This window comes from Caloramator sp. ALD01 (assembly GCF_000472625.1).
Lineage (GTDB): Bacteria > Bacillota > Clostridia > Clostridiales > Caloramatoraceae > Thermobrachium > Thermobrachium proteoclasticum.
Genome location: NZ_AXAA01000007.1, coordinates 84908 through 110932 on the forward strand (window position 1 = coordinate 84908; position 26025 = coordinate 110932).

General features: G+C 30.3%; 27 protein-coding genes and 1 other annotated feature. All 27 genes read right to left on the reverse strand.

The annotated features are described in order from the left end of the window. Window positions 1–2: 2 nt before the first annotated feature. The 27 genes from A3M9_RS0105265 to A3M9_RS0105395 all read right to left on the reverse strand — a co-directional run bounded on the left by A3M9_RS0105265 (window position 3) and on the right by A3M9_RS0105395 (window position 25683). A complete protein-coding gene (locus A3M9_RS0105265; RefSeq protein ID WP_027308296.1) occupies window positions 3–473 on the reverse strand; it encodes a prepilin-type N-terminal cleavage/methylation domain-containing protein in 471 nt (156 codons plus the stop codon). A gap of 12 nt (window positions 474–485) precedes the next feature. Next, window positions 486–1244 (reverse strand): A24 family peptidase, encoded by a 759-nt coding sequence (locus A3M9_RS0105270; RefSeq protein WP_027308297.1) that lies wholly within the window; start codon window positions 1242–1244, stop codon window positions 486–488. A 24-nt stretch (window positions 1245–1268) separates the two neighbouring features. After that, a complete protein-coding gene (locus A3M9_RS15010) occupies window positions 1269–1652 on the reverse strand; it encodes a prepilin-type N-terminal cleavage/methylation domain-containing protein (RefSeq protein WP_051350607.1) in 384 nt (127 codons plus the stop codon). A gap of 62 nt (window positions 1653–1714) precedes the next feature. Further along, window positions 1715–2902, reverse strand: a complete 1188-nt coding sequence (locus A3M9_RS0105280) for a type II secretion system F family protein (protein WP_027308298.1) — start codon at window positions 2900–2902, stop codon at window positions 1715–1717. A 22-nt stretch (window positions 2903–2924) separates the two neighbouring features. Then, window positions 2925–3983 (reverse strand): type IV pilus twitching motility protein PilT, encoded by a 1059-nt coding sequence (locus tag A3M9_RS0105285; RefSeq protein WP_027308299.1) that lies wholly within the window; start codon window positions 3981–3983, stop codon window positions 2925–2927. A gap of 22 nt (window positions 3984–4005) precedes the next feature. Beyond that, on the reverse strand, window positions 4006–5679 hold the full coding sequence (locus A3M9_RS0105290; RefSeq protein ID WP_051350608.1) for a GspE/PulE family protein: 1674 nt from the start codon (window positions 5677–5679) through the stop codon (window positions 4006–4008). A gap of 66 nt (window positions 5680–5745) precedes the next feature. Beyond that, on the reverse strand, window positions 5746–6243 hold the full coding sequence (locus A3M9_RS0105295) for a YqeG family HAD IIIA-type phosphatase (RefSeq protein WP_027308301.1): 498 nt from the start codon (window positions 6241–6243) through the stop codon (window positions 5746–5748). A gap of 146 nt (window positions 6244–6389) precedes the next feature. Next, window positions 6390–7076, reverse strand: coding sequence for an RNA polymerase sporulation sigma factor SigK (sigK, locus tag A3M9_RS0105300; RefSeq protein ID WP_027308302.1), 687 nt, complete (start codon window positions 7074–7076; stop codon window positions 6390–6392). 193 nt (window positions 7077–7269) lie between these two features. Next, window positions 7270–7905 carry a uridine kinase gene (gene udk / locus A3M9_RS0105305; RefSeq protein ID WP_027308303.1) on the reverse strand — a complete coding sequence of 212 codons (636 nt, stop codon included), beginning with the start codon at window positions 7903–7905 and terminating at the stop codon, window positions 7270–7272. A 1-nt stretch (window position 7906) separates the two neighbouring features. Then, window positions 7907–9130 (reverse strand): U32 family peptidase, encoded by a 1224-nt coding sequence (locus A3M9_RS0105310; RefSeq protein ID WP_027308304.1) that lies wholly within the window; start codon window positions 9128–9130, stop codon window positions 7907–7909. Further along, window positions 9130–9786 (reverse strand): O-methyltransferase, encoded by a 657-nt coding sequence (locus tag A3M9_RS0105315; RefSeq protein ID WP_027308305.1) that lies wholly within the window; start codon window positions 9784–9786, stop codon window positions 9130–9132. The genes A3M9_RS0105310 and A3M9_RS0105315 overlap by 1 nt, the downstream gene beginning before the upstream one ends. A 27-nt stretch (window positions 9787–9813) precedes the next feature. Next, the gene (gene mltG / locus A3M9_RS13230; RefSeq protein WP_035165904.1) at window positions 9814–10824 is read right to left on the reverse strand and encodes an endolytic transglycosylase MltG; all 1011 of its coding nucleotides are present in this window, start codon (window positions 10822–10824) and stop codon (window positions 9814–9816) included. Window positions 10825–10839: 15 nt separating this feature from the next. Next, complete coding sequence (typA, locus tag A3M9_RS0105325; protein WP_027308306.1) at window positions 10840–12660, reverse strand: translational GTPase TypA; 1821 nt, start codon at window positions 12658–12660, stop codon at window positions 10840–10842. A gap of 92 nt (window positions 12661–12752) precedes the next feature. Then, window positions 12753–13220, reverse strand: a complete 468-nt coding sequence (locus tag A3M9_RS0105330) for a QueT transporter family protein (RefSeq protein WP_027308307.1) — start codon at window positions 13218–13220, stop codon at window positions 12753–12755. 14 nt (window positions 13221–13234) lie between these two features. Then, entirely contained in the window at window positions 13235–13576 is a 342-nt protein-coding gene (locus A3M9_RS0105335) for a YlbF family regulator (protein ID WP_027308308.1), read from the reverse strand. Window positions 13577–13594: 18 nt separating this feature from the next. After that, on the reverse strand, window positions 13595–15259 hold the full coding sequence (locus A3M9_RS0105340) for a ribonuclease J (RefSeq protein ID WP_027308309.1): 1665 nt from the start codon (window positions 15257–15259) through the stop codon (window positions 13595–13597). A gap of 255 nt (window positions 15260–15514) precedes the next feature. Beyond that, a complete protein-coding gene (locus A3M9_RS0105345; protein ID WP_027308310.1) occupies window positions 15515–15967 on the reverse strand; it encodes a Fur family transcriptional regulator in 453 nt (150 codons plus the stop codon). Between the two features lie 332 nt (window positions 15968–16299). Continuing rightward, window positions 16300–18141 (reverse strand): ferrous iron transport protein B, encoded by a 1842-nt coding sequence (gene feoB, locus A3M9_RS0105350; RefSeq protein ID WP_027308311.1) that lies wholly within the window; start codon window positions 18139–18141, stop codon window positions 16300–16302. Continuing rightward, window positions 18141–18371, reverse strand: coding sequence for a ferrous iron transport protein A (locus tag A3M9_RS0105355; RefSeq protein WP_027308312.1), 231 nt, complete (start codon window positions 18369–18371; stop codon window positions 18141–18143). The genes feoB and A3M9_RS0105355 overlap by 1 nt, the downstream gene beginning before the upstream one ends. A 51-nt stretch (window positions 18372–18422) precedes the next feature. After that, window positions 18423–19130: a DNA/RNA nuclease SfsA gene (gene sfsA, locus A3M9_RS0105360; RefSeq protein ID WP_027308313.1), complete on the reverse strand. Its 708-nt coding sequence runs from the start codon at window positions 19128–19130 to the stop codon at window positions 18423–18425. Between the two features lie 52 nt (window positions 19131–19182). Then, window positions 19183–19461: a DUF1292 domain-containing protein gene (locus A3M9_RS0105365; protein WP_027308314.1), complete on the reverse strand. Its 279-nt coding sequence runs from the start codon at window positions 19459–19461 to the stop codon at window positions 19183–19185. Window positions 19462–19525: 64 nt separating this feature from the next. Then, window positions 19526–19939, reverse strand: a complete 414-nt coding sequence (gene ruvX / locus A3M9_RS0105370; protein WP_027308315.1) for a Holliday junction resolvase RuvX — start codon at window positions 19937–19939, stop codon at window positions 19526–19528. A gap of 9 nt (window positions 19940–19948) precedes the next feature. Beyond that, window positions 19949–20899: an aldo/keto reductase gene (locus A3M9_RS0105375; RefSeq protein ID WP_027308316.1), complete on the reverse strand. Its 951-nt coding sequence runs from the start codon at window positions 20897–20899 to the stop codon at window positions 19949–19951. Window positions 20900–20952: 53 nt separating this feature from the next. Then, on the reverse strand, window positions 20953–21207 hold the full coding sequence (locus A3M9_RS0105380; RefSeq protein ID WP_027308317.1) for an IreB family regulatory phosphoprotein: 255 nt from the start codon (window positions 21205–21207) through the stop codon (window positions 20953–20955). A gap of 42 nt (window positions 21208–21249) precedes the next feature. Beyond that, window positions 21250–23886, reverse strand: a complete 2637-nt coding sequence (gene alaS / locus A3M9_RS0105385; protein ID WP_027308318.1) for an alanine--tRNA ligase — start codon at window positions 23884–23886, stop codon at window positions 21250–21252. Between the two features lie 74 nt (window positions 23887–23960). Beyond that, window positions 23961–24165, reverse strand: a binding site (T-box leader). Beyond that, entirely contained in the window at window positions 24163–25161 is a 999-nt protein-coding gene (locus tag A3M9_RS13235; protein WP_051350609.1) for an AI-2E family transporter, read from the reverse strand. Its footprint overlaps the feature before it by 3 nt. A 9-nt stretch (window positions 25162–25170) precedes the next feature. Continuing rightward, window positions 25171–25683 carry a PRC-barrel domain-containing protein gene (locus A3M9_RS0105395; RefSeq protein WP_027308319.1) on the reverse strand — a complete coding sequence of 171 codons (513 nt, stop codon included), beginning with the start codon at window positions 25681–25683 and terminating at the stop codon, window positions 25171–25173. Window positions 25684–26025: the final 342 nt, after the last annotated feature.

Sequence of the window (26025 nt, forward strand, 5' to 3'; positions counted from 1 at the left end):
TATCACTTAACCTCCATAATCCTTGTGTATCCTATCGTTAATGTAATATTTCTAAATTTATTAGTATTTTTATCATAAACTGATATAGTACAGGCGTGAGGAGATATATTACCATCTGGTTTAAAAATAACTATTCCGTTTTCAGGAATAGTGCTTTTAACCCTACTAATTATATAATCCTTATTTAGTCTTCTTTTCTTTAATACCTTTCTATTTTGTCCTCCAATGTATATTTCATAGCCATTAAAATCGTGTTGATATTCATCTAATGTAAAAAACACCTTAACCTCATTTATTCTGCTGTTTATTGCCAGCATTTTTGCCTCCTGCATATCAGTAATTATAGTCTCAATAGTACTATCTAATATATCCTTCTTAAACAAATTTAAATCCAAATTAATCACACTTAAGGAAATTATTATAATAGCTATAGTACATATTATTTCAATTAATGTATAACCTCTTTTATTCAAAATATCCCTTCTTTAAAAGAGTGATATATACCAGTTAATTATCACATCACCAAATAAAACAACTATAATTGTGGCTAACGAAATAAAAGGTCCAAATGGTATATAATCCTTTCTTCCCTTTATCTTAAAAAGTATAAGTAGTAGGCCTACAACCCCTCCAATTATAAAGGATAAAAGGAGCATTAAAAATGTATTTATAAAGCCTAAATAGATTCCACATAGCAGACAAATTTCAATATCGCCTTCACCCATAGCCTTTGTTAAAAACACTATTGCTCCTATAAATAAAGCTCCAAGTAAACCTCCTAATATGCTGCTTTTTATTGGAATATTTAAATAATACTTTTCTAAAATAACAAAAAAAATACCAAACAATATTCCCATTAATGTTGTATTAAAATATACATCTTGAGTTAAATAATCAATTGTACCAATAACTATTAAAAAACAAAACAATACTGCATATTTAAAAAAGGCAATACTAATTCCAAACTTTATATAGAGTACTCCAAACAAAATAGCTGTCATAATTTCAATAATTGGATAAATAATTGAAATCCTTTGCCTGCAACTTCTACATCTCCCTTTTAAAATGACATAGCTAATTACTGGAATTAAATCATACCACCTTAATTTATATCCACAATTTGTACAGTGGGATGGTGGATATGCTATTGATTCCTCCCTTGGAATTCTATATATGCATACATTTAAAAAACTACCTATAATCAGTCCAAAAATTATAGAAAAAATAAAATATGTAGTTTCCATAAACTCCCCTCCAGATTAGATTTATTAATTTTGATTTGCTACTGGTTTTAAAGTACCTTCTTCTACAAGGGCTTTTAATTCATTGATAGTATAATTTAATAACTCACTGTTTTTTTCTGTAAGTTTATCAATCAAATTTTTAAGTCCAGTCGCATTAGGATTGTTTGCATCAATTGATAAATCTGATATTTGTGTGTTTGCATTTAATTCTCCATTAGTCGTTCCCTGAACAGAGGCATTATAAAGTTCAATTGCATTTAAAAGCATCCTTGCCTCAGACCTAAGTTTAGTATTTTTTGCATTTACAGTATAGCTTGTTACTTCTGGTATTAAGGTTGCTGCCAAAATACCAATTATGGCTATTGCTGCAATAAGCTCAATTAGTGTAAAACCCTTCTTTTTTTTCATATAGATACCTCCCTGTCAATAATTTCAATAATAATTATTGACAGGTTTTTATGGTTTAAACTTTAAATTATGCTTCTATAAATCTTAAATATTGGTAACATCAAAGCCATAACTATAAATCCTATCAGTACTGCAACTAATATTATTAGTGTAGGTTCTACAAAAACCATAACCCTCTTAATATACTCATCAAGTTCAAGATAGTAATACTCAGACATATTTTTTAAGGTTTTATCTAATGTACCCGTTTCCTCTGATGTTCTTAATATATTTATAAGCATTTTAGGAAAAAAATCAACCTGTGATAGCGACTCACTTAGGCTAACTCCCATTTGAACCCCTAAAGCTACCCTTTTAAACTTCTCTTTTATAAATCTATTTTCAACTACATTTGTTAATATTTCTATTGACCTACCAATTGGAATTCCACCATTTGTTAGCATTGCTAAAATAGCTGTGAATTGAACAGATGTATTTAATACATTTATTTTCTTAATAATAGGTAAATTAATAGATATATACTCCTTTGCCTTGTTTGCTGAATCTATTCTTTTATTAATTTTTAAAATTAAGAATAATAATATCAAAAAACTTAAAATAGCTATTTGGTATTCTCTTATAAAATATGATGTTTTAATAACAATTTGAGTAGGTAAGGGAACTTCTTGTTTATTAAATTGATATAATATATCTGAAAACATAGGTATAATTTTATTAAATAGAGCCATCATAATGGTTATTGTCAATACAAATACTAACTTTGGATACGCGGTTGCCTGTTTAATCTTATTACTTAACGAGTATTGTTTATAGTAGTAATCTGACAGCATACTAAAGATTTCCTCTAAATTGCCACTTAATTCACCAACCCTTATCATATTAATAAAAAAATATGGGAATTTTTTAGTATCTTCAAAGGCTTTAGATAACGGCAATCCAGTCTGTACATTGCTATAAACATCTTCAAAAACATTTCTTAGCCTTCCTTCTGATTGTTCAATCAAAAGCTCAATAGTTCTTAAAATATCTAAACCCGATTGACTTGAAATATGTAATTGCTTGCATATAAAATAAAAATCCTTACTATTCAATTTTCTTTCAAATTTTATATCTATCTTTTTTATATTAAAAATAGGAGAGACACTGCTCCTTTTAAGAACAGTGTCTGTTACCTCAATACCTTCAGTTTGTATTAATCTACTTAATAATTTATCCTTTATTATTTTTTCTCTATTAAAGTATTTTGGCATACAAACACCCCACAGCCAAAAACTATAGATTTAAAAGCCTCATAACAATATCTCTATCAACTGAATAATTAAGTGCATCTTCATAAGTTATTAAACCTTTTTTGTAAAGTTCTACAAGAGACATATCCATTGTTTTCATTCCATACTTTGCACCTGTTTGAACTGCTGAATCTATTTGATGAGTTTTTCCTTCTCTTATTAGATTTCTTATAGCTGGAGTCGCAACCATTATCTCCATAGCACAAACACGTCCATTTCCATCTGCTCTTTTTATTAGTTGCTGCGATATTACTCCCTCTAAAACAGCAGAAAGTTGAACTTTTATCTGTTGTTGTTGATAAGGTGGAAAAACATCCACTATTCTGTCAACAGTTTTTGAGGCACCAATTGTATGTAAAGTTGATAAAACTAAGTGACCTGTTTCAGCCGCTGTTATAGCAATTGAAATTGTCTCTAAATCTCTCATCTCACCAACTAATATTACATCTGGGTCCTCTCTTAATGCTGCACGAAGTGCGTTAGCATAGGACTTTGAGTCGTGTCCAATTTCCCTTTGGTTAACTATACTTTTTTTATGCTTGTGAAGATATTCAATAGGATCTTCAAGAGTAATTATATGGCAACTTCTGTTTTGATTTATTTCATTAATCATTGCTGCAAGCGTTGTTGACTTACCACTTCCTGTAGGGCCTGTTACTAATATAAGTCCTCTTGTTTTATTTGTAAGTTCTTTAAGAACTGAAGGCATATTAAGTTTTTCAAGTGTAGGTACCTGGGCTGCAACTGCCCTTAATGCCATTGCATCACTACCTCTTTGTCTAAAAGCATTTACTCTAAATCTGCCAATACCTTGAATTGAATAAGAAAAATCCAATTCCCCAACTTCTAAATACTTTTTATATTGCTCTTCACTTAAAACCTCCTTAACATAATGTTCTGCCATTTCTGTTGTTAATTTTTCATCAGTTATTTGAACTAAAGAACCATTTACTCTCGCCGTTGGAGGGATTCCAACTGTGATGTGTAAATCTGACGCTCCTATTTCTACAACTTTCTCTAACAATTCTTGAAATCTTAGCATATCTATCCTCCCTTTGTATCCCCTAATCAATATTAGAAATGATTTTTACCATTTCATCTATAGTTGTTATTTTAGATATAACCATTTCTCTACAGGAATTTTTCAAAGTTTTCATACCTTTATTAATACACAAATCCCTTAATATGTCAATATTATGATTTTTAATTATCATATTTCTAATCTCTTTATCAATTTCTATTACCTCAAATACACCTATTCTACCCATATATCCACTGCCATTACATTCCTTACAACCAACTCCTCTACTTAACAAAATATCCTCTTTATCATCTAATTCTAATATTTTCTTTTCATATTCTGTTGCATAATAAGCAACCCTACAGTATGGACAGATTTTTCTAACTAATCTTTGTGAGATAATACCCTTTACAGCACAAGAAATTAAATATGTTTCTACCCCCATATCAACAAGCCTTAAAATAGCAGATGCTACATCATTGGTATGAATTGTACTTAAAACTAAGTGTCCTGTAATTGCCGCTCTTAGTGCTATTCTTGCTGTATCTAAATCTCTAATTTCACCTACCATTATAATATCTGGGTCTTGCCTTAAGACAGCCTTAAGACAGCTTGAAAAATCCAATCCTATTTTAGGATTTATGTTTATTTGATTAATTCCATCTATCATATATTCAACAGGATCCTCTATAGTAATAATATTTTTATTCTTACCATTTAAATCATTTAAAATTGAATATAAGGTTGTTGTCTTACCACTACCTGTAGGACCACATATTAAAATCAATCCACTATTTTGTATTATCAATCTTCTTATGATATCTTCTTCTGCTTTATTAAAGCCTAACTCTAATCTACTTAAATTGATATTATTCTTTTTTAATACTCTAATAACAATTTTTTCACCGTGAATTGTCGGAATAGAACTTACTCTGAAGTCTATTAACTTTGAATCCATATTAACAACTATTCTACCATCCTGTGGCAACCTCTTTTCTGATATATCCATATTTGCTAAAACCTTTATTCTACCTATAACACATTGAGTTATATTTTTTGATAAACTATACATTTCAATAAGTTCACCATCAATTCTAAACCTAATTTTTAAACTATTTATCATAGGTTCTATATGTATGTCACTTGCATTAATATTAACGGCCATATGTAAAATATCATCAATCAAATTTATAGCGGGTGAATTATTAATCTTTAACTGCTGGGTATATAAATTAGTATTTAATTTACTTATACTCTCTTCTACTTTATCTGCTAAATAAAGTATTTTTTTACTCTTATAATGCTTTTCTATATTAATTTTAATATCGCTTCTTCTACTTAAATACAATTTAACTCTTCGTCCCGATACCTGTTTTATTTTTTCAATAATACTTGAATCAATGTATTTATATGTAGCAACCTTTATGATATCTCCATCTTCATCAAAGGGTAATATAGAATTTTCAAATATTAATTCAGATGAAACCAAATCAATTGCCTTTTGATTAATTGAAATTTTATCTAAATCCACTACTTCCAATCCTAAATTATATTTTAAGTCATCTAACAATTGCTCTTCTAAAACAAAACCTAAATCTAAAAGAGCATCCTCTGTAGAACAACTATTCATTTGTTTATATTCTTTTAACACATCAAGTTTACTTTTATCTTTTATGATTTTAGTTTCTATATTAAATAAAATTCCTGTGCTACTCAATATATCTCCTCCTAAATTAGGCTAATAAAATTATGCACAGGAATTTTATTATTTAAACTCCTAATATTAGCTGTATCTTAAATCTACTTTTATCTTCTTTTCTAATCTTCTAAAAAATTTTGTCGTTATAAACTCCCTCGAATCTATAGGATCAACAAGAATAGTTTTTATACCAACTCTATTACCTCCCAATATATCAGTAAATATTTGATCCCCAATAATGCAAGTTTCTTCTATATTGTTATCAAAAAGCTTAATTGCACCTAAGAATTTTTTCTTCATTGGTTTTATACCAAATCCTGTATAGTATAAAATCTTATCATTACTAATAAAGTTTTTAACTCGTTTTGCTGAACTATTTGAAAGTAGGCATACTCTAAATCCCTCTTTTAAAAGTTCCTCAATAAATGTTCTTCCTTTATCATCAATTTGTTTAGCACCCCAACAAACCAATGTATTATCTATATCTAAAATTACATTTTTTATATTTTGTTTATTTAGCCACTTTAAATCTATATCATAAATACTTTTAAAATAATAATCAGGCTTTAATAAATTATTCATACTTACCACCTTTATCTATATTTTTCTATATTTTATCAAAATATCAGTCTAATGTCTAAATAAAATTACTAATATTTTGATATTTTAAAAATAAGGTGCCTTGAACTAAAATTCTCGGCACCATAGAACAATACACTATATAGATTTTATCTTTGCATTTCCTTAGCCAATTTTTTAAGTGCTCTTTTTTCAATCCTTGATACGTAACTCCTTGATATACCTAACATCTGTGCAATTTCCATCTGTGTCTTTGGTTCTCCACATAATCCATAGCGGAGCTTTATTATTATTTTCTCCTTTTCTTCTAGAACCTTATCTATAATCCTATAGAGTTTTCTAATAGAAATTTTACTTTCTACTTCATCCAATATTTTATCACTTTCAGTACCTAAAACATCCATCAAGCATATTTCATTCCCCTCTTTATCTACACCAATAGGATCCTGTAGATATACCTCTGTTTTCACCTTTTTTACAGAACGCATATACATTAGTATCTCGTTTTCAATGCATCTTGCAGCATAAGTCGCAAGTCTGTTTCCCTTATCATAATCAAAGCTTTCAATAGCTTTAATTAATCCAACAGTGCCTATAGAAATTAAATCATCAGAATCCTTACCAATAGGTCCAAATTTTTTAATTATGTGAGCTACTAATCTTAAATTTCTTGTAATAAGTTCTGCTTTTGCCTGTTGATTACCATTTTTATATTCATTAAACAATCTCTTTTCTTCCTCTTCGGTGAGGGGTTTTGGAAATGAAGTCCCATTTGTTATATAGCCTGCAAGTAGAAATAGTCCATCTAAAAAGCTACATATAGTTTCTATTATCAATAAAACACCCCCCTGATAGGCCTATGTACATTATATGCAGCTCAGGAGGGTTTTGTTCATAGTAATCTTATGTGTAATTTTATTATATCATAAATTTTTCAAATCATAAATACATAATTATACATTAACTATAAAAATTTATAGTTCTACAGACAGTTTACAATATTGCTGTAGAGCTAATCATAGTAAAATATTATTTCAGTCCTTGCTTTCTTCTAACAATTTCATTAACCTTTGCAATCATAATATCTATTGCTACTTTATTGTATCCACCTTCAGGTATAATTATATCTGCATATCTCTTTGTAGGTTCAACAAATTGTAGATGCATTGGTCTAACCACATTAATGTATTGATCAATAACAGAGTCTAATGTCCTTCCTCTCTCTTTTATATCTCTCTTAATTCTTCTTATTATTCTAACATCAGCATCTGTGTCTACAAATATCTTAATATCTAACATATTTCTAATTTCTGGCTCAACTAAAATCATAATACCTTCTAAAACTATTATGTCTCTTGGTTCAACCCTGACAGTTTCTTTTTTTCTTGTATGATTTGAAAAATCATATATAGGCTTGTCTATTGCCTCTCCCATTGACAACTTTTTTAGGTGTTCAAGTAACAAGGCTGTATCAAAGGCATCTGGATGATCATAATTAGTTTTTATTCTTTCCTCAAATGAAAGATGGCTTTGATCTTTGTAATAATTATCCTGTTCTATAACTGCAATGCTCTCTTCTGGGAGACTATTATAAATCTCCTGTGCTACCGTACTTTTACCAGAACCTGTTCCTCCTGCAATACCAATAATTATAGGTCTACTCATTTCAATCCCCTTTCTCTTTTACCAACATATCGTATGGCTTTAATTCTTTTTCTGACTTTATTTTATATATCATCTGTGGATGAGGTGCAACTTCAATTTCTTGTCCTTCCTCGTTCCACATATTATCTATAGTTAATTCAAAATTTGATCCCTTTGAAGTTAATATTTCAACCTTTTCTCCTTTAAATACTCTATTTCTTTGCTCTATTGTTGCCATTTTTGTCTCTTTATCATAATCTAAAACAAGCCCTACTATATCGTGAGTTCTTATATAAGATGAACTATCATATATTTGTTTTTGTGGTTTTCCAAAATAAAAACCAGTTGAAAATTCTCTATGGCTGGATTTAGATACATCCTCAAGCCATTTTGGATTGAATTTATAATTATCTCCTAAATCATAATAAGAATCTATCGCCTCCCTGTAGGCTTTAACAACTGACGCAACATAATAGGAACTCTTCATACGTCCCTCAATCTTGAAACTTGATATACCTGCTCTAATTAGCTCAGGTATGTATTCTATCATACATAGATCTTGAGAATTCATAATATATGTTCCTCTTTCATCCTCAAAGACAGGAAAATATTGTCCAGGTCTTTTTTCTTCAACTAAATAATATTTGTATCTACACGGATGAGCACACATACCTCTATTTGAATCTCTATTGGTCATATAATTTGACAAAAGACATCTACCTGAATAGGATATACACATAGCACCGTGTACAAACGCTTCAAGTTCTAAATCTTTTGGGACTTTATCCCTAATTTCTCTTATTTCATCAAGTGTTAATTCTCTTGCTAATACAACTCTACTTGCTCCTAATTTATACCAAGCTTCTGCTGATTTATAATTAGTATTATTGGCCTGTGTACTTATGTGAACTTCTAAGTCTGGTGCAACCTCTTTTACAATTGAAAAAATACCTAAATCTGATACAATCACAGCATCAACATTTATCTCCCTTAATGCTTTTATATACGCAGGAAGTCCAATTAAATCATTATTATGAGGGAATATGTTTATTGTAACATACACCTTTTTACCTAAATTATGTGCAAATTCAATTCCTTCCTTCATTTCCTCAATTGTAAAGTTATCTGCCATAGCTCTTAGGCTAAAATTTTCCCCACCTATATAAACTGCATCTGCTCCATAAACAAATGCTGTCTTCAACTTTTCTAAATTACCAGCTGGTGCTAATAATTCTACCCTCTTCATTATAATTCCTCCTTTATTTTGGTGCTCAAGGCCACCCCGTCTCCAACAGGAAGAACAACTGTTTCAAATGTTGATGAATCAGATATTTCCTTAAGATACTTACGCATCCTTTTTACAATTGTTATTTTTCTCCTTATGAGCAGTTCATTTGAACAAACCATACCTCTAAATAAAACGTTATCAGCAAATACAATTCCATTTAATTTTAAAAGTCTATTTATTTTATTAAGCATTTCACTATAATGTCCCTTTGCTCCATCAATAAATATCATATCATATTTACCATCTAATTTATCTAAAACCTCAAGGGCATCTCCCTTAATTATTTTTATTTTTTCTTCTGCCTTTGCCCTTTTTATATTTTCTAAGGCAGTATTATACATATTTTCATCTCTTTCAATTGTTACAATTTCACAATCACTTCCTGCAGCATCAGCCATTAAAAGTGCTGAATACCCAATTGCAGTTCCAACCTCAAGAATTCTTTTAATATTGTTTGCCTTAATTATAACCTTTAGAAATTGTGCTACTTCCTTGTGAACAATCGGAACATTATTTTCCTCGGCATACAATCTTAACTCATTTAATAATTCATTATTCTCAGTTATTAAACCCCTTATATAATCTTCAACATAATCGTGAACTATTTTACTCATAATCTCCTCCAACTAAATAGAAGATAATCATTTATTACTGTGCTTTTTTCTTAAGAACTCTTCATAGGATTTGGTGAAAAAATGACTACCATCCCTTTTACTTTCATCAACTAAAAAATATAAATAGTCAACATTCGCTGGATTTAAAGCTGCTTCTATTGAAGCTAAACCAGGGTTACATATAGGTCCAATTGGTAAACCCTTTATAATATAAGTATTATATGGTGAATTTATCTTTAAATCATCAAAGGATAGTTTTTCTTTTGTTCTTCCTAAAGCATATTGAACTGTTGCACAGGATTCTAATTTTATATCCTTTTCAAGTCTGTTATAAAAAACTGCTGCTATAATTGGTCTTTCTTCCTTAACCTTTGCTTCTCTTTCAACAATTGAAGCTAATTTAATTACATCATCTAATGTCATATTTTCTTTTTTTATTTTTCCTTTTATATTCTTTTTATAAACATCATCAAATCTTTTTAACATAATATTTATAATTTCATAATTAGACATTCCTTTTTTTATTTCGTATGTATCAGGGAAAAGATATCCTTCAAGTCTTGAAGGTCTATCTTTGATCCCATCTAAAAATTCATAATTAAAACTGCCATTTTGAGCTTCTTCTAAAAAAGAATCAATATCTTTTATTATCTCTAAGCTTTTTAATTTTTCTGCTATTTGTTTTACCGTAAATCCCTCAGGAACTGTTACCATAATAATATTTTTATCAGTTTCACCGTTATTTATCATATTAAATATTTTCTTTAAAGACATAGTTTGATTGAATTCATATGGTCCTACATTAAGTTTCAAGTTATTTAGCTTAAAATAGTATTTAGCAACAAGATAACTTCTAACTAACCCCTTCTTTTTTAAACTCTTTGCAACAAAGTCTATATCCGCCTTCGTTCCAATTCTGAAATCTACTCCCTTATTATTTGTCTTAGACATTGGAACATTTATCACATAGTATATACTTCCCAGAACAACTGCCATAATCAAAAGAAACACAATGAAAATCTTTTTACTTTTACCCATAAACCCAAAAACCTCCTATTGCTTTTTTCTTGCAGCTTCCCTCTTTCTCATTGTTGAATCTAATATTTTTTTCCTCATTCTAATACTTTTTGGTGTAACTTCAATAAGTTCATCAGATGAAATAAGTTCTATACATTTTTCCAACGTAAGCTCCATTGGTGGAGATAATTTTAAAGCTTCATCAGAACCTGCTGCTCTCATATTTGTTACGTGCTTCTTTTTACATACATTAACATCTATATCCTCATTTCTTGAACACATACCAACTATCATACCTTGATATACTGGTGTACCAGGTGTAATAAATAACGTACCTCTCTCCTGTGCATTGTACAATCCATAAGTTACAGCTTCACCTGTCTCAAAAGCAACAAGCATTCCTCTACTTCTCTCTTGTATATCCCCCTTATATGGTTCATAGCCATTAAATACGTGATTCATTATTCCATTACCCTTAGTATCTGTTAAGAATTCATTTCTATATCCTATTAATCCTCTTGCTGGTATTTTAAACTCTAACCTTACATATCCATTAATTGCTGATGTCATATTAACCATTTCTGCTTTTCTTGTACCTAATTTTTCCATTACCGCCCCCATAAATTCTTCAGGAACATCTATTGTTAAGTATTCAATTGGTTCGTGTAAAACTCCATCTATCTCCTTATATATTACCTGTGGCTTTGATACTTGGAACTCATATCCTTCACGTCTCATTGTTTCTATCAAAATAGATAAATGCAGTTCCCCTCTTCCTGAAACTTCAAAGGCATCCGGTGAATCTGTTTCTTTTACCCTTAGTGCAACATTTGTTTCAAGTTCCTTAAATAGTCTGTCCCTTAAATGTCTTGTTGTTACATATTCTCCCTCTTTACCTGCAAATGGGCTGTCATTAACACAAAATGTCATAGATAATGTAGGTTCATCAATCTCAACAAAGGGTAGTGCTTCAACATTTTCAATATCTGATACTGTTTCTCCAATATTTATATCACTTATTCCTGCAACTGCGACTATATCACCTACAACGCCTTCCTCTATCTCTTCCCTCTTTAGTCCATTAAATGTATATAATGTAACAACCTTTGCATTTCTAACTAAACCATCCTTACCCACTACAGCAACCTGTTGATTTTTCCTTATTCTACCTCTATAAACTTTACCTATTCCTATTCTTCCAACATACTCATTTGAATCTATCGTAGTTACAAGCATCTGTAATGGAAGATTAATATCTCCCTCTGGAGAAGGTATATTGTCAACTAAAGTTTCAAATAGTGGCTTTAAATTATTTGATTCTTCATCAAGTGAATATTTTGCAATTCCTTCTTTTGCAGAACAATAAACTACAGGAAACTCTAATTGTTCATCATCTGCACCAAGTTCGATAAATAAATCTAAAACTTCATCAACAACCTCTAAAGGTCTTGCATCAGGCCTGTCTATCTTATTAACTACAACTATAGGCTTTAGTTTCAATTCAAGTGCCTTTCTTAAAACAAATCTTGTCTGAGGCATAACCCCTTCAAAGGCATCAACAAGTAACAGTACTCCATCTACCATCTTTAAAACTCTCTCTACTTCTCCTCCAAAATCAGCGTGCCCAGGAGTATCAACAATGTTTATCTTTATGTCATTGTAATATACTGAAGTGTTTTTAGCAAGAATTGTAATGCCTCTTTCACGTTCTAAATCATTAGAATCCATTACTCTCTCTTCTACCTTTTCGTTGCTTCTAAAGATTCCGCTTTGTTTTAACATTGCATCCACAAGTGTAGTCTTTCCGTGGTCTACGTGTGCGATTATTGCTACATTTCTTATGTTTAAATTGTTCATCTATGTCCCTCCATAACAAAAAAATAAATAGGATATCATAACGATATCCTATATAATAATCATATTTATTTTACGAAAAATGAATATGATTGTCAACGTGTGTGTTTTTTTGTCAAAACTTCAATTGCAGTAGCAAGTATAACTCCTAATATACCAGCTGAAACAAATTCTCCAAAACCAATTGTACCAACTGTTGCTATGTATGGAGTATTTGACATTTTACTTACCCAAATTGGTATAATTAATGCATTTAAAAGAATTGGTGGTAAAACACCTATATATTTATTAGGTGCCTTTGATGTTAAATAAGCTGCTGCTAAAGTCGTTAAACTTCCAAAAACTATATCTATTAACCCAAATCCGCCAAAAATATTAGATAGCATACAACCTATAAAAAGCCCAGGTATTGCTGATGTTTCAAATAAAGGCAAAATTGTTAGTGCCTCAGATACCCTAAATTGTATAGGCCCAAATGAAAAATTTGCAAAGGGTAGTGTTAACACAACATAAAGTGCTGCAATAAGCCCTGCCTTAACATAATATATAGTTGGCTTTTTCATAAAAGACCCCCATTCTATATGTTATTAAAATCAATATCTACAGCTTCACCTAATATTTTAATTATATCCTGCCACATTATAGAAAATCTTCTCTCGGCTTCTAAGTATTCTCTAATCACTGAATTGTGCTGAATAATTCCATATAGATTATTTATAGCTTCCATTTCTTCTTTTGTTATTTGAATTCCCTGTAGTTGCTTAGAATAAACTTCAAATTCCTTTTTTCTTAAGTCTTCAATTATTTTCTTGTTTTCTTCATTTTCTTTAATCTTCTCCATCATTTTTTTGTATTCAATTACTTCTGGTGAATTTTTTAGTAATCTTGCAAGCTCGTGTGCCTTATCATAGATATTCATCATAATCCCCCCTACAATTTATATTTCCATAATTATTGGAAGAATCATTGGATTACGTTTTGTTTTTTCATATAAGTATGTTTTCAATTCATCCTTTATATTTGATTTAATTGTAGCCCAATCCTTTATTTGATTCATTACACAATTATCTAATACCTTCTTAACAATCTTCTTTGATTCTTCTATTAGATCCTCTGACTCTCTAACATATACAAATCCTCTTGAGATTATATCTGGTCCTGCTATTACTTTACCAGTTTCTTTTTCAATTGTAACAACTACAGTTAAAATACCATCTTGTGAAAGATGTTTTCTATCTCTTAAAACTATATTACCTACGTCACCAACTCCAAGGCCATCTACTAAAACCTGTCCTGCAGTAACATTTCCATTTATTTTAGCACCATCGTGTGTTATTTCTAATACCTGACCTATATCTGCTATAAATATATTATCTTCATCCATACCAAGTTTTTGTGCTAAAAGTGAATGCTGTTTTAAATGTCTATATTCACCGTGAACTGGCATAAAATATTTAGGTTTAACAAGAGTATGTATCAATTTAAGTTCCTCTTGGCAAGCGTGTCCTGATACGTGAATATCCGCCAACGATTCGTATACCACATTTGCACCCTTCTTAAATAGCTGATTTATAACTCTTGATATAAACTTTTCATTACCTGGAATAGGTGTTGCAGAAATTATTACTAAATCTCCTCTTTGTATTTCAACCTTTTTATGCTCTGATACAGACATTCTTGCTAATGCAGACATTGGTTCCCCTTGACTGCCTGTTGTTATTATAACAATTTTATGATCTGGGTATTTATTTATATCATCAATACTTATAAATAAATCCTCTGGAATTCTTAAATACCCAAGATTTGAAGCAACCTCAACAATATTTTCTATACTTCTTCCTGAAATAGCAACCTTTCTTTTGTACTTCATTGCTGCATCAATTATTTGCTGTATTCTGTGAATATTTGATGCAAAGGTTGCAACAATAATTCTTCCTCTTGTTTCATTAAATATCTTTTGGAAAGTTTCTCCAACTGTTCTTTCTGACATTGTATACCCTGGTCTTTCTACGTTTGTACTATCTGCAAGAAGTAAAATTACTCCCTGTCTACCTAATTCTGCTAACCTTGCAAAATCCATAACTACACCATCAATTGGAGTGTAATCTACTTTAAAGTCACCAGTATGTAATATTGTTCCTAATGGCGTATGTATAGCAAGAGAACAAGAATCTGCAATACTATGGCTGTTCTTAATAAATTCCACGCTTAAATCATTAAAGGTAATAACATCATTATGTTTTACAACCTTTAATGTGCAATCACTTAAAAGCCCGTGCTCCTTAAGTTTTGTTTCAACAATACCAAGAGTCAAACGAGTCCCATAAACAGGTACATTTAACTGTTTTAAAACATATGGTAACGCTCCAATGTGATCTTCGTGTCCGTGGGTTAAAACTATCCCCTTTACCTTATTTTTATTTTTTAATAGATAGGATATGTCTGGAATAACTATGTCTATACCAAACATCTCCTCCTCTGGGAACATCATACCGCAGTCAATAACAATAATTTCATTTTTGTATTCTACAACGGTCATATTCTTACCGATTTCATTTACTCCACCAAGTGGAATTACCTTCACTTTTTCTTTTCTTGTCAAATACTTTCCCTCCTTTTTATTTTTAGCCGAACATTACCAATACTGCTATTATACTGTATATTAACTTAATTAATCAACTCAAATATGTTATTCTTTTTTTATTTTTTACATTTTGTAAAAAAGAATACTTTCCTGATATACAAAAATCATCTAATTTAAATAAAATAAAGTATCAAATTAATATTTTGATATACACAATTAAAATATATTCAATACAAAAATAATCAAATACTTTTTATAAAAAAAAGGCAGATTTTACTGCCTTAAGTTCTTTCTACATTCGCTACAATATCCATAAAACTTTACGCTGTGGTCATTTATCTTAAAATTATATTTTTCTTCTATTTTTTCTTCTAAAACTTCAAGAAGGTCGTCTTCAACCTCTTCCACTTTACCACAGCCTCTACATATAAGATGATGATGTTGGTGGTCCTCTTCATCGTGAACAAGTTCATATCTATTACATCCATCATCAAAATTCATTTTACACACTACACCCATTTTTTCTAATAAATTAAGTGTTCTATATACTGTAGCAAGTCCTATATCTGGGCAGTTTTGTTTTACTATATCATATATTTCCTCAGGTGATAAATGCTTACCTTCATTATCTATAATAACATCAAGTACGGCTCTTCTTTGTGGTGTCAATTTATATCCTTGACTTTTTAAAGTATGCTTTAGCTTTTCTGCATCCTCTTTAAACATAAATAGCACCTCAGCTTCTAATATATGTTAATTTGAGTGTACACTGTATTTTAACTATTGTCAAGTGATAAGCAATTGAAAAAGCCCCATAAAGGATTTCAAAATGGCATATTTGTTACACTTTTGAAAATGCCTAAAAAATCCTTTATAAGGCTAATACATAACTTGATAACAGTTTTAGTAATTAATTACTTCTTCTTTAACTGGCACTTTAAGCAATTGCCTGAACACTTTAAGCAAGAATTCAATTCTGTTCTACATCTTGGACATATAGTCGAATTTTTTACCAACATTCCACATGTTGGACATTTAATCTCCATATAATCATCTCCTTATACAATTAAGAAAGCAAGAACTCCACCAACTAAAAATGCAAGAACGAAACTACCTAACCATATTAAAGCTGCTTCCTTTTTAGAACGCTCTTTAAAAATAACAATAATTGATGCAATGCAGGGAACAAATAATGTAATAGTAACTAAGGCAACTACAGTCTGCTCTGGTGTTAAACTTAACTCAGTAAGACCAGCAGCCCCAAAATCTCTTCTTATTATTCCCATAATAAATGCATTTGCAGCTTCCTTAGGAAGTCTTAAAAGGCTTTCTGTTATAGGTTTAAACACATCCTGTATTTTATATATTATTTTTGTTTCTTCAAGCAGCGTTATTATAAGAGCACCTAATGCAAATAGGGGTGTTGCTTCTTTTAAAAACATTATGGTTTTTGTCCAAGTCTTTTTTAATACATTAGAAATCTTAGGCAATCTCATAGGAGGAAGGTCTATAAATAGCTCTGATGATTCACCAGGCAAAGTCTTATTTAGTATTGTACCTGTTAAAGCAAATACTATTAATATTGTAAATGCATAAATAAGTATATATTTCGTTCCAAGTGGCGCTATCATCCCAGCAATGACACCAAGCTGTGCTGAACAAGGTATTGTAAATCCTAACAGAATAGTAGCTATTATTTTTTCCCTTTTCGTTCCTAAAAGTCTTGTTGTTATTGTTGCCATAGTTATACAACCAAACCCTAAGATAATCGGGATAATTGCTCTTCCATTTAATCCAAAGAAGGATAAAACTCTATCTACTAAAGCTGCTATTCTTGGTAGATATCCTGAATCCTCCATAAGAGACATAAAGAAATAAAAAGCAATCACAAGTGGTGTTAACAATCCAATCACATAAGTTGGTGTTAAAGTTAAAATTCCAAACTCACCAGCTAAAAGTCTATACATAAAGGTATTTTGATTAAATATTTTTAAAATTATATTTCTAATAAATGGTTCATAATACCCAACCATAATAGTTTCTTCTGTAACTCCAACTACATCTCCTGCAACCCACACACCTATAACTTTAAACACCAAATAAAGAACTACCACAAGTATCGGTATTCCAGTTATAGGGTTCAAAGTCATTGAGCTTATCTTTTGTCTTAGTCTATTTCCTTTACCTTCTTTAATTATTACAGATTCAACTATTTTATCTACTCTTTCTCTTCTTAACCTATATATCTCTTCTCTTTTACCTGATGTTTTAATATTTAATCTCTCTGAAATCGCATCATCATCTTCAAGAAGCATCAAAGCTTCACTTTGGTGCTCTACCTTATTTTTATATTCCTCAAGATATTCTTTAATTTTATTATCAATGTTTCCAACTTTAGCATTTTTAATATTGTTTTTAACTTCCTCTAACCCTCTTCCCTTAACAGCAACTGTCGGAATTACAGGCACTCCTAAAAGTTCACTTAATTTATCTATATCAATTTTAATTCCATTTCTTTCAACATCGTCCATCATATTTAGTGCAACAATTACAGGTTTGCCCATATCAATTATCTGTAGAGTTAGAAATAAATCCCTCTCAAGATGGAGAGCATCAACAACATTAAGTATGACATCTCCATAAAGAATTACATCTCTTGCAACTCTTTCTTCGTCATTAAAGGATGATACCCCATATACACCTGGAGTATCTATTACAACGTAGTTTTCAAACTTTCCGTGTGAAACATCAACTGTTGTACCTGGAAAATTAGAAACATCTACATACATACCCGTTAAAGCATTAAAAAAAACTGACTTTCCTACATTAGGGTTACCTGCTAAGACAAGCTTTTTAAATCCCTTAGGAATGTCAATTTTTATTCCTGAGCAACAATCCATCAAGCTCCCTCCTTAATCACGTCTATTTCAATTTTTTTAGCTAAAGTTCTTCCTACAGCTATCTCCTGCATCCTATTACTTAATATTACTGGCCCAAATGGTATTTTTAAAGAGCAGTCAACCTTTGTACCTTCATATATTCCAAGTCTTATTGCTTGAACTTTAATTTTTTCATCATTTATTTTTTTTATATAAATCTTTTGTCCCCTTTTAGCCATATCAAGTGTCATACTAACATCCCCCTTTTAGTATTGAAATTCATTTTCAATTATATTATATGATTAATGATAATGATTGTCAATATCTAATTTAACAGGAATTTCATTTAAAATGCCAATTTCATCAAGAGTTATATAACATCTAAAACATTTAATGTCTACACCATTCTCTTTTGCCTTCAAAAGAGTTTTATAAAATTTATCATCCATTTCTTTATAAGGAGTAAAATATTTTGCGTAATCCATAAATGCAATAAAAATTACTTTACTCTCATAACCAAGCTTTTTTAAATTAATCAATTCTTCTACGTGCCTACTCCCCCTATCAGTTGGTGCGTCTGGGAACCTTGCAATCCCATCTAATTCATATGTAGCACATTTAACTTCTATAAATGTATGCTTTTCACCTTTTATGTAAAAATCAAATTTACTATTCCCATAAGTTACTTCCCTTTTTAATTCACCATCTCCTAAATATACATCTCCTTTTATTATTGCCTCCTCTAATACCCTATTGGCTAAGCTTGAATTGATACAGATTAATTTGTCATTTTTATTTACAAACATTAAGGAATATCTTGTCTTTCTCTTCATATTATTGCTATCCAATAAATATACCTTTGTTTCAGGAATCAAAAGTTCCTTTAATCTCCCGGTATTAGGTACGTGTACAAGTTCCTCCTTGCCATCGACTTCAACTATAGCTTCAAATCTATTTAATCTTTTTATAAATATTGCTTCTTTTTTATTTCCTGCTATCTTGTATCCCATAGTATACCTCCCTTTAGCATAAAAAAAGGATATACCCGAAGGTACATCCTCTTTATTCTTCATCAAATTCAAAATCTTCGTCGCTGTCTAACCATTCTTGGTATGCTTCAGCAACCTTTTCAAACTCATCATCATCTTCTATAACTGAAAGTACTTCTTGGCCCTCTTCATCAACTTCAACCTTAAATACTACAGCATCCTCTTCTTCTGAATCAACTGGATAAAGTACATAGTAAACATTTCCATCAACTTCTAAGTCAGTTATAAATTCAAAAGATGTTTCTTGACCATTTTCATCTGTTAAAACGATTACATTATCCATATTTTCCATAAAATTCACCTCTTTCTTGTTTATAATTAGATTGTAAGTTTTATTTTAAAAATTGTCAACTAAATTATTTCTTTATTTTGTCAAGGTACCCTTGTAAAATATATGTTGCTGCAATAGTATCTATTACTTTTTTTCTTTTTGACCAGTGCATATCAGCCTCTATTAACATTCTCTCTGCAGCAACCGTTGTAAGCCTCTCATCCTCTAATATTATTTCCAAATTACAGACTTCCTTTAATTTATCACAAAAATTTAATACTTTTTCGCTTTGTGGCCCTAATGTACCATTCATATTTTTAGGAAGGCCTACAACTATCTTTTCTACATTATATTCTTTTATTATATTTAGTATCTCTTGCAAATCTTTTTTAATTCCTATTCTTTTTATTGTTTTTACACCCTGTGCAGTCCACCCCAATGGATCGCTGACAGCAACTCCTATAGTTTTATCACCTACATCTAAACCTAATATTCTCATTGTATCCTCCTACACAATTTTTATACAAAAATCTCTACAATATTGTGAACAATAGCCACATAGAAGGCATTTTTCTAGATTAACTCTTGCACTATTTTCATTTATAAAAAGTGCATTATTAGGACAGGCTTCTGCACATTTACCACAGCCTGAACACCAATCCTCGATTAAAAGTCTTTTCTTTTTATTCTTAAGTTTATTTCTTAAATTCTCATCTATTTCATTACCATTAAATTTAGCTATGTTAGCATCTACCTCTTCTATACTTTGCATACCTAACGCTATAGAATGAACATAGGGTATATTTAAAACAAATTCTAAACATTCATCATATGAATTAAGTAGATTTCCTCCACCTAAGGGCTTCATTGCAAAAATACCCTTTCCATTAACATATGCAAATTTAATAGCCTTAAGCATATCATCAATAGTCCCATCAATTATACCTAATCCTTTTATATTTACAATAGGATGTATAACTTCAATTTCTGGTATTGTGGCAGCTGCTTCTACAACCTCTACAGCGTGGGTTGAAACCCCTACTGCTTCAATCAATCCCATTTTCTTTGCATCAACTAAATACCTTAATGCATCCCAATGGCCCTTTAATGTTAATCTGCTCTCCTGTTCATGAAGCATAAAGATACCTATTTTTTTAACACCTAAACATTCTAATGCCTCTTGTACACTTTCCTTCATTCCTTCATAGGTATAATCATAGGATTTAGAGGATATAATTATATTTTTATTTTTAGTTATTTCTAAGGCTCTTTTAATATATGGGTAAGTTTTATAAAGTTTTGCAGTATCTATAAAATTTACCCCTTTATCAAAGGCGTGTGCAATAATTTTAGCACCATCTTCAATAGGTAAATTTGCTTGAAGTGGGCCAACAGTTAAACTACCAAAACATAATTTTGATACCTTTAAATTAGTTTTACCTAAATAATAGTATTCCACATAAATCACCCTTTTAAAATTAAGTTGCATTGGGATAATCCCAATGCAACATTTTACTTGTTTTCAAGATATACTTTAAAAAGCTCCTCTAATATTTCATCACGTTCAACTCTTCTAATTATTGTTCTTGCACTTTTATGACTGGTTATATACGTTGGATCACCTGATAATATATATCCAACTAATTGATTTATTGGATTATATCCCTTTTCCTTAAGAGCTTGATATACTTCATCTAATACCTCTCTAACCTTCTGATTAGGCTCAAACTCAAAATTAAACTTCATTGTTTCATGGTGCTCTGCCATAATAACACCTTCCTTTGTTTATTCTTTATACATAATATACCATTATTTTATCATAGTTTCAACAATATCAAATACTTTGTTTAATGCTTCATCTATCTTTGAGGCATCACGACCACCAGCTTGTGCTATGTCTGGTCTTCCACCTCCGCCGCCTCCTGCTATTTTTGCAACTTCTCTTATTATGTTTCCTGCGTGTGCTCCCATTTGTACTGCATCCTTACTTGCCATAGAAACAAATACAACTTTTCCTTCTTTGCTGCTTCCAAGAACTATTACACAAGTTCCCAATTTTTCCTTAAGTCTATCTCCCAATGTTCTTAAACCATCCGCATCTAAGTCTACCTTAGCTGTAGCAACCTTTACACCCTTTATATCTCTTGCAGAATTTACAATTTCATCAGCAACACTGTTGGCCATCTTACTCTTTAAAGCCTCAATTTCTCTTTCTTTTTCCTTAAGTTCATTAATTAAGCCTTCAGCCTTTCTAACTACTTCTTTAGTTGTAGTCTTTAGAACCTTCGAAACGTCATTTAGTGTAGCTTCAACCGAATTAATAAAATCAATAGCACCTCTGCCTGTTACAGCTTCAATTCTTCTAATGCCTGCTGCAACTCCACCTTCAGAGATTATTTTAAACATACCTATTGTTGATGTATTTGAAACGTGAGTTCCTCCACAAAGTTCCATACTAAAGTTACCTACTCTTACAACTCTAACCTTACTTCCATATTTTTCACCAAATAGTGCTGTAGCCCCCATCTTTTTAGCTTCATCCAGTGAAGTTTCAATAGTTTCAACACTTAAAGACTCTAATATTTTTTCGTTTACTAATGCCTCTACCTTCTTGATTTCATCACTTGACATTGCCTCAAAATGTGTAAAGTCAAATCTCAATCTATCACCTGCAACTAAGGAACCTGATTGTTCAACGTGGCTACCTAAAACTTCTCTTAATGCCTTGTGTAATATATGTGTTGCAGTATGATTTCTTGCAATATCCATCCTTCTTTGTGCATCAACCTTTGTTATAACTTCAGCGTCTCTTTTTACATCTCCCTTAACAACCTTACAGATGTGTATTATTTTATTGTTATGTGTCTTTTTACAATCTAAAACATTAATTTCAAAATCCTTTCCTACTATAACACCCGTATCGCCTACTTGACCACCCATTTCTGGATAGAAGGTTGTCTTATCTAATATTAATGTTACTTCTTCATTATCCTTTGCAGTTTCAACAAATTGTCCTTCTCTAATTATATATAGTATTTTTGCATCTGTTTCTAAGTTTGAATAGCCAACAAATTCTGTTTTTAAATCAGCTGGTAAAGTGGCATATATGTCTAAATCTGTTCCCATATAATTAGTTTCTTCTCTTGCTGAACGTGCTCTTTCTTTTTGAGCCTCCATTTCTTTTTCAAATCCTTCTAAGTCAACAGTCATATTTTGTTCTTCTAAAATTTCTATTGTAAGCTCAATTGGGAAACCATATGTATCATATAACTTAAATGCACTTTCTCCATCTAAAACATTTTTGTTATTCACTTTTAATGCTTCAATAAATCCATTTAAAATGCTTAATCCTTGATCTATAGTTTCATCAAATCTCTCTTCTTCAAGCTTTATAACCTTCTTTATAAACTCTCTTTTTTCATCTAATTCTGGATAAGCTGCCTTTGAATTTTCAATTACCACATCACATATATCATACAGAAAGGCATTATTTATTCCAAGAAGTTTGCCGTGTCTTGCAGCTCTTCTTAAAAGTCTTCTCAATACGTATCCACGTCCCTCATTTGAAGGAAGTATTCCATCACTTACCATAAATGTAACACTTCTTATGTGGTCAGTAATAACCCTTATAGAAACATCCTTTTTATCATCTGTATTATATTTGTAATTAGCAACTTGACATACCTTATCTAAAATTGCCTTTATAGTATCTACCTCAAAAATTGAATCTACACCCTGCATAATAGTTGCTATTCTCTCTAATCCCATTCCAGTGTCTATATTTGGATTTTCAAGTTTTGAATATGTGCCATCTTCTTCTTTGTTAAATTGTGTAAATACAAGGTTCCAAAATTCAATAAATCTATCGCAATCACATCCTACCCTACAATCTGGTTTGCCACAACCTTTATCCTCTCCTCTATCAAAATATAGCTCTGAACAAGGTCCACAAGGCCCTTGGCCTATCTCCCAGAAATTATCCTCTTTACCCATTCTATAAATTCTATCTGCAGGTACACCAACCTTCTTTGTCCATATTTCAAAGGCTTCATCATCATTTTCATATATTGTTACATATAGTCTATCCTTTGGAAGTTTTAAAACCTCTGTTGCAAACTCCCAAGCCCAAGCAGTTGCTTCTTCTTTAAAATAATCACCAAAGGAAAAATTACCTAACATTTCAAAGAAGGTACCGTGTCTTGCTGTCTTACCTACTCTTTCTATGTCACCTGTTCTAATACACTTTTGGCAAGTTGTAACTCTCTTACTTGGAGGAACTTCTTGCCCTGTAAAATATGGTTTAAGTGGTGCCATACCTGCATTTATTAATAATAAACTTTTATCATTTTGTGGAACAAGAGAAAAACTTGGTAATCTTAAATGTGCTTTACTTTCGAAGAAAGATAGATATTTTTCTCTAATTTCATTCAAACCCATATAATTCATACTTCTAACCTCCTTAGTGTATAAATGCTATAATTCCATATAAAATTAAATAAAAAAATCCTTCATCCCTAAAAATTAGGGACGAAAGATTACTTCCGCGGTACCACCCTATTTACCAAAATGGTCACTTAAAGCCTTAACGACAGCCAACGGTAATGCCTACTTAAATTTCAGCACACAGCTTAGGGACTGCTTCCATACCTATCTGTAAAGGTTTTCACCAACCACCTTCTCTCTGAAACAGCATTAGTATGTACTCCTTCCCTTCATTGCCTTTTAAAATATTTTTTTCAATAAATAATTATAAGTTACTTTTATAATTCCTGCAATAGGTACTGCTAATAAAAGTCCAATTCCTCCAAAAAATTTTCCACCTATTAACAAAATAATAATTATATAAACAGGATGAATACCTAAACTATCTCCTAATATTTTTGGTGCTATTATACTACTCTCAACCTCTTGAATTATAAAGAAAAAGATTGTAACTATAATCGCTTTATTTATAGATTGAGTTAATGCTATAAGAAGTGCAGGGATAAAGCCTAAAACAGGTCCAAAATAAGGTATTATATTTGTAAATCCATTTATTATAGCAATAAAAAGAGGAAATCTAATTTTAAGCACAACAAGTCCAATAAAGGTAAAAACTGATATAATAATTGATAGAATTAACTGACCCTTTATATATTTTCCTATAATTTCATCTATATCCTTAGCCAATTCAAATAATGCTAATCTGAATTTAGCTGGAACTATGTTTACTAATTGTTTTTTAAAATAGTCTGTATCTATCAAAAAATAATAGGTGAATATTGGTGTTAATAAATATAATGGAACCTTTTTTGAAACAACAATTGTATTTACAAATATTTTGTCTAAGTACAATGTAATATTATTTTTGACTTTATTGAGTAAAATTTCTATATTTCCCTTAAGATATGCTGGAATTCTATTTAAAAATATAAAATACCTTTTAAGCGTATCCTCTATAATGTCAATGCTTGATGCAATAATAAATATTTCTTTTATTATACTTGGTACAATTACAAGAAAAACAAATATTATTAGAATTATAATAAAGATTAGTGCTACTAATGCCGCCAATTTTGAAGAAAAACCTCTTTTTTCAAGATGTCTTTTTATAGGATAAAGTATGTATGCAAATATTATTGAAACAATGATAGGTTCAAGCAAGTCTTTAATTATATATAAACTTAAAACAAACAATATAAAAAATATAAAATAAATTATAAATGTTTTTTTATTAATCATAAATAAACACTACCTTAGTATTTTATTAATTGATGCTTTATTTAAGATTCTTATGTCATCATTTACAATTATAAATTTAGATTTAAACTTAGTGTCCTTATCAACCAAAATTATATTTCTACCATTTATCAAATCATTTAGTATACCATTTGTTACACAAAGTGCCTTTATTTCTCCAGTATATTCATCGAATATTATATCCTTTAAACTGCCTAAATAACTTGTATTTTTTGAAAAAACACTATTACCTAATCTCTCAGCTAAACTCAATTTTCTAATCACCTTATATTTAATTTTGCTTAAATTTTTATCAAGATTAGAAATTATAATAACATCAGATACTATATTAATTTGTTTTGGGGTCACAAAATAATACCTACTCAATATTCCTCTTCTTTTAGAAATTATATAACCTGTAACATTTAACTTTCTGCAATCAAATAAAACATCAATTATTTTTCCTAAATCCTCTCCTGAATAAGTAACAACCTTTTTATTTAAAATATCTGTAAGCCTTTTCATACTATCACCTCTTTTTTAGATATTTTTTGCAAAACATCTAAAAAAATACCTATAAAAAACGGTTCTATAATAAATGTTGGGGCGTAGCCCCAGCATATTTTTTTACAAAAAAAATATGCACCTGTTTTAGATGCCTGGTAAAATTAAATTAACTACAAAAATATTACCTGAAAGGAGGCATCCTACAAGTGCACACTAATAATTGTATCAAAAATTTACTTGGTTTTAAAGATGTTATTATAACAAAAGTACTTGATAATGTTTGCTATGAAATTTATTTAGAAATGAAAAAGAAGCCTCATACTTGTCCTCGTTGTAATTCTGAAACTCGTAGAGTTCACG

What these genes read in the sequence shown, in the direction of transcription:
- A3M9_RS0105270 (WP_027308297.1), bottom strand. Translation starts at nt 1,244, where the DNA reads ATGGAAACTACATATTTTATTTTTTCTATAATTTTTGGACTGATTATA.
- A3M9_RS15010 (WP_051350607.1), bottom strand. Translation starts at nt 1,652, where the DNA reads ATGAAAAAAAAGAAGGGTTTTACACTAATTGAGCTTATTGCAGCAATA.
- A3M9_RS0105280 (WP_027308298.1), bottom strand. Translation starts at nt 2,902, where the DNA reads ATGCCAAAATACTTTAATAGAGAAAAAATAATAAAGGATAAATTATTA.
- A3M9_RS0105285 (WP_027308299.1), bottom strand. Translation starts at nt 3,983, where the DNA reads ATGCTAAGATTTCAAGAATTGTTAGAGAAAGTTGTAGAAATAGGAGCG.
- A3M9_RS0105295 (WP_027308301.1), bottom strand. Translation starts at nt 6,243, where the DNA reads ATGAATAATTTATTAAAGCCTGATTATTATTTTAAAAGTATTTATGAT.
- udk (WP_027308303.1), bottom strand. Translation starts at nt 7,905, where the DNA reads ATGAGTAGACCTATAATTATTGGTATTGCAGGAGGAACAGGTTCTGGT.
- A3M9_RS0105310 (WP_027308304.1), bottom strand. Translation starts at nt 9,130, where the DNA reads ATGAAGAGGGTAGAATTATTAGCACCAGCTGGTAATTTAGAAAAGTTG.
- A3M9_RS0105315 (WP_027308305.1), bottom strand. Translation starts at nt 9,786, where the DNA reads ATGAGTAAAATAGTTCACGATTATGTTGAAGATTATATAAGGGGTTTA.
- mltG (WP_035165904.1), bottom strand. Translation starts at nt 10,824, where the DNA reads ATGGGTAAAAGTAAAAAGATTTTCATTGTGTTTCTTTTGATTATGGCA.
- typA (WP_027308306.1), bottom strand. Translation starts at nt 12,660, where the DNA reads ATGAACAATTTAAACATAAGAAATGTAGCAATAATCGCACACGTAGAC.
- A3M9_RS0105330 (WP_027308307.1), bottom strand. Translation starts at nt 13,220, where the DNA reads ATGAAAAAGCCAACTATATATTATGTTAAGGCAGGGCTTATTGCAGCA.
- A3M9_RS0105335 (WP_027308308.1), bottom strand. Translation starts at nt 13,576, where the DNA reads ATGAATATCTATGATAAGGCACACGAGCTTGCAAGATTACTAAAAAAT.
- A3M9_RS0105345 (WP_027308310.1), bottom strand. Translation starts at nt 15,967, where the DNA reads ATGTTTAAAGAGGATGCAGAAAAGCTAAAGCATACTTTAAAAAGTCAA.
- feoB (WP_027308311.1), bottom strand. Translation starts at nt 18,141, where the DNA reads ATGGATTGTTGCTCAGGAATAAAAATTGACATTCCTAAGGGATTTAAA.
- A3M9_RS0105355 (WP_027308312.1), bottom strand. Translation starts at nt 18,371, where the DNA reads ATGACACTTGATATGGCTAAAAGGGGACAAAAGATTTATATAAAAAAA.
- sfsA (WP_027308313.1), bottom strand. Translation starts at nt 19,130, where the DNA reads ATGGGATACAAGATAGCAGGAAATAAAAAAGAAGCAATATTTATAAAA.
- A3M9_RS0105365 (WP_027308314.1), bottom strand. Translation starts at nt 19,461, where the DNA reads ATGGAAAATATGGATAATGTAATCGTTTTAACAGATGAAAATGGTCAA.
- ruvX (WP_027308315.1), bottom strand. Translation starts at nt 19,939, where the DNA reads ATGAGAATATTAGGTTTAGATGTAGGTGATAAAACTATAGGAGTTGCT.
- A3M9_RS0105380 (WP_027308317.1), bottom strand. Translation starts at nt 21,207, where the DNA reads ATGGCAGAGCACCATGAAACAATGAAGTTTAATTTTGAGTTTGAGCCT.
- alaS (WP_027308318.1), bottom strand. Translation starts at nt 23,886, where the DNA reads ATGAATTATATGGGTTTGAATGAAATTAGAGAAAAATATCTATCTTTC.
- A3M9_RS13235 (WP_051350609.1), bottom strand. Translation starts at nt 25,161, where the DNA reads ATGATTAATAAAAAAACATTTATAATTTATTTTATATTTTTTATATTG.
- A3M9_RS0105395 (WP_027308319.1), bottom strand. Translation starts at nt 25,683, where the DNA reads ATGAAAAGGCTTACAGATATTTTAAATAAAAAGGTTGTTACTTATTCA.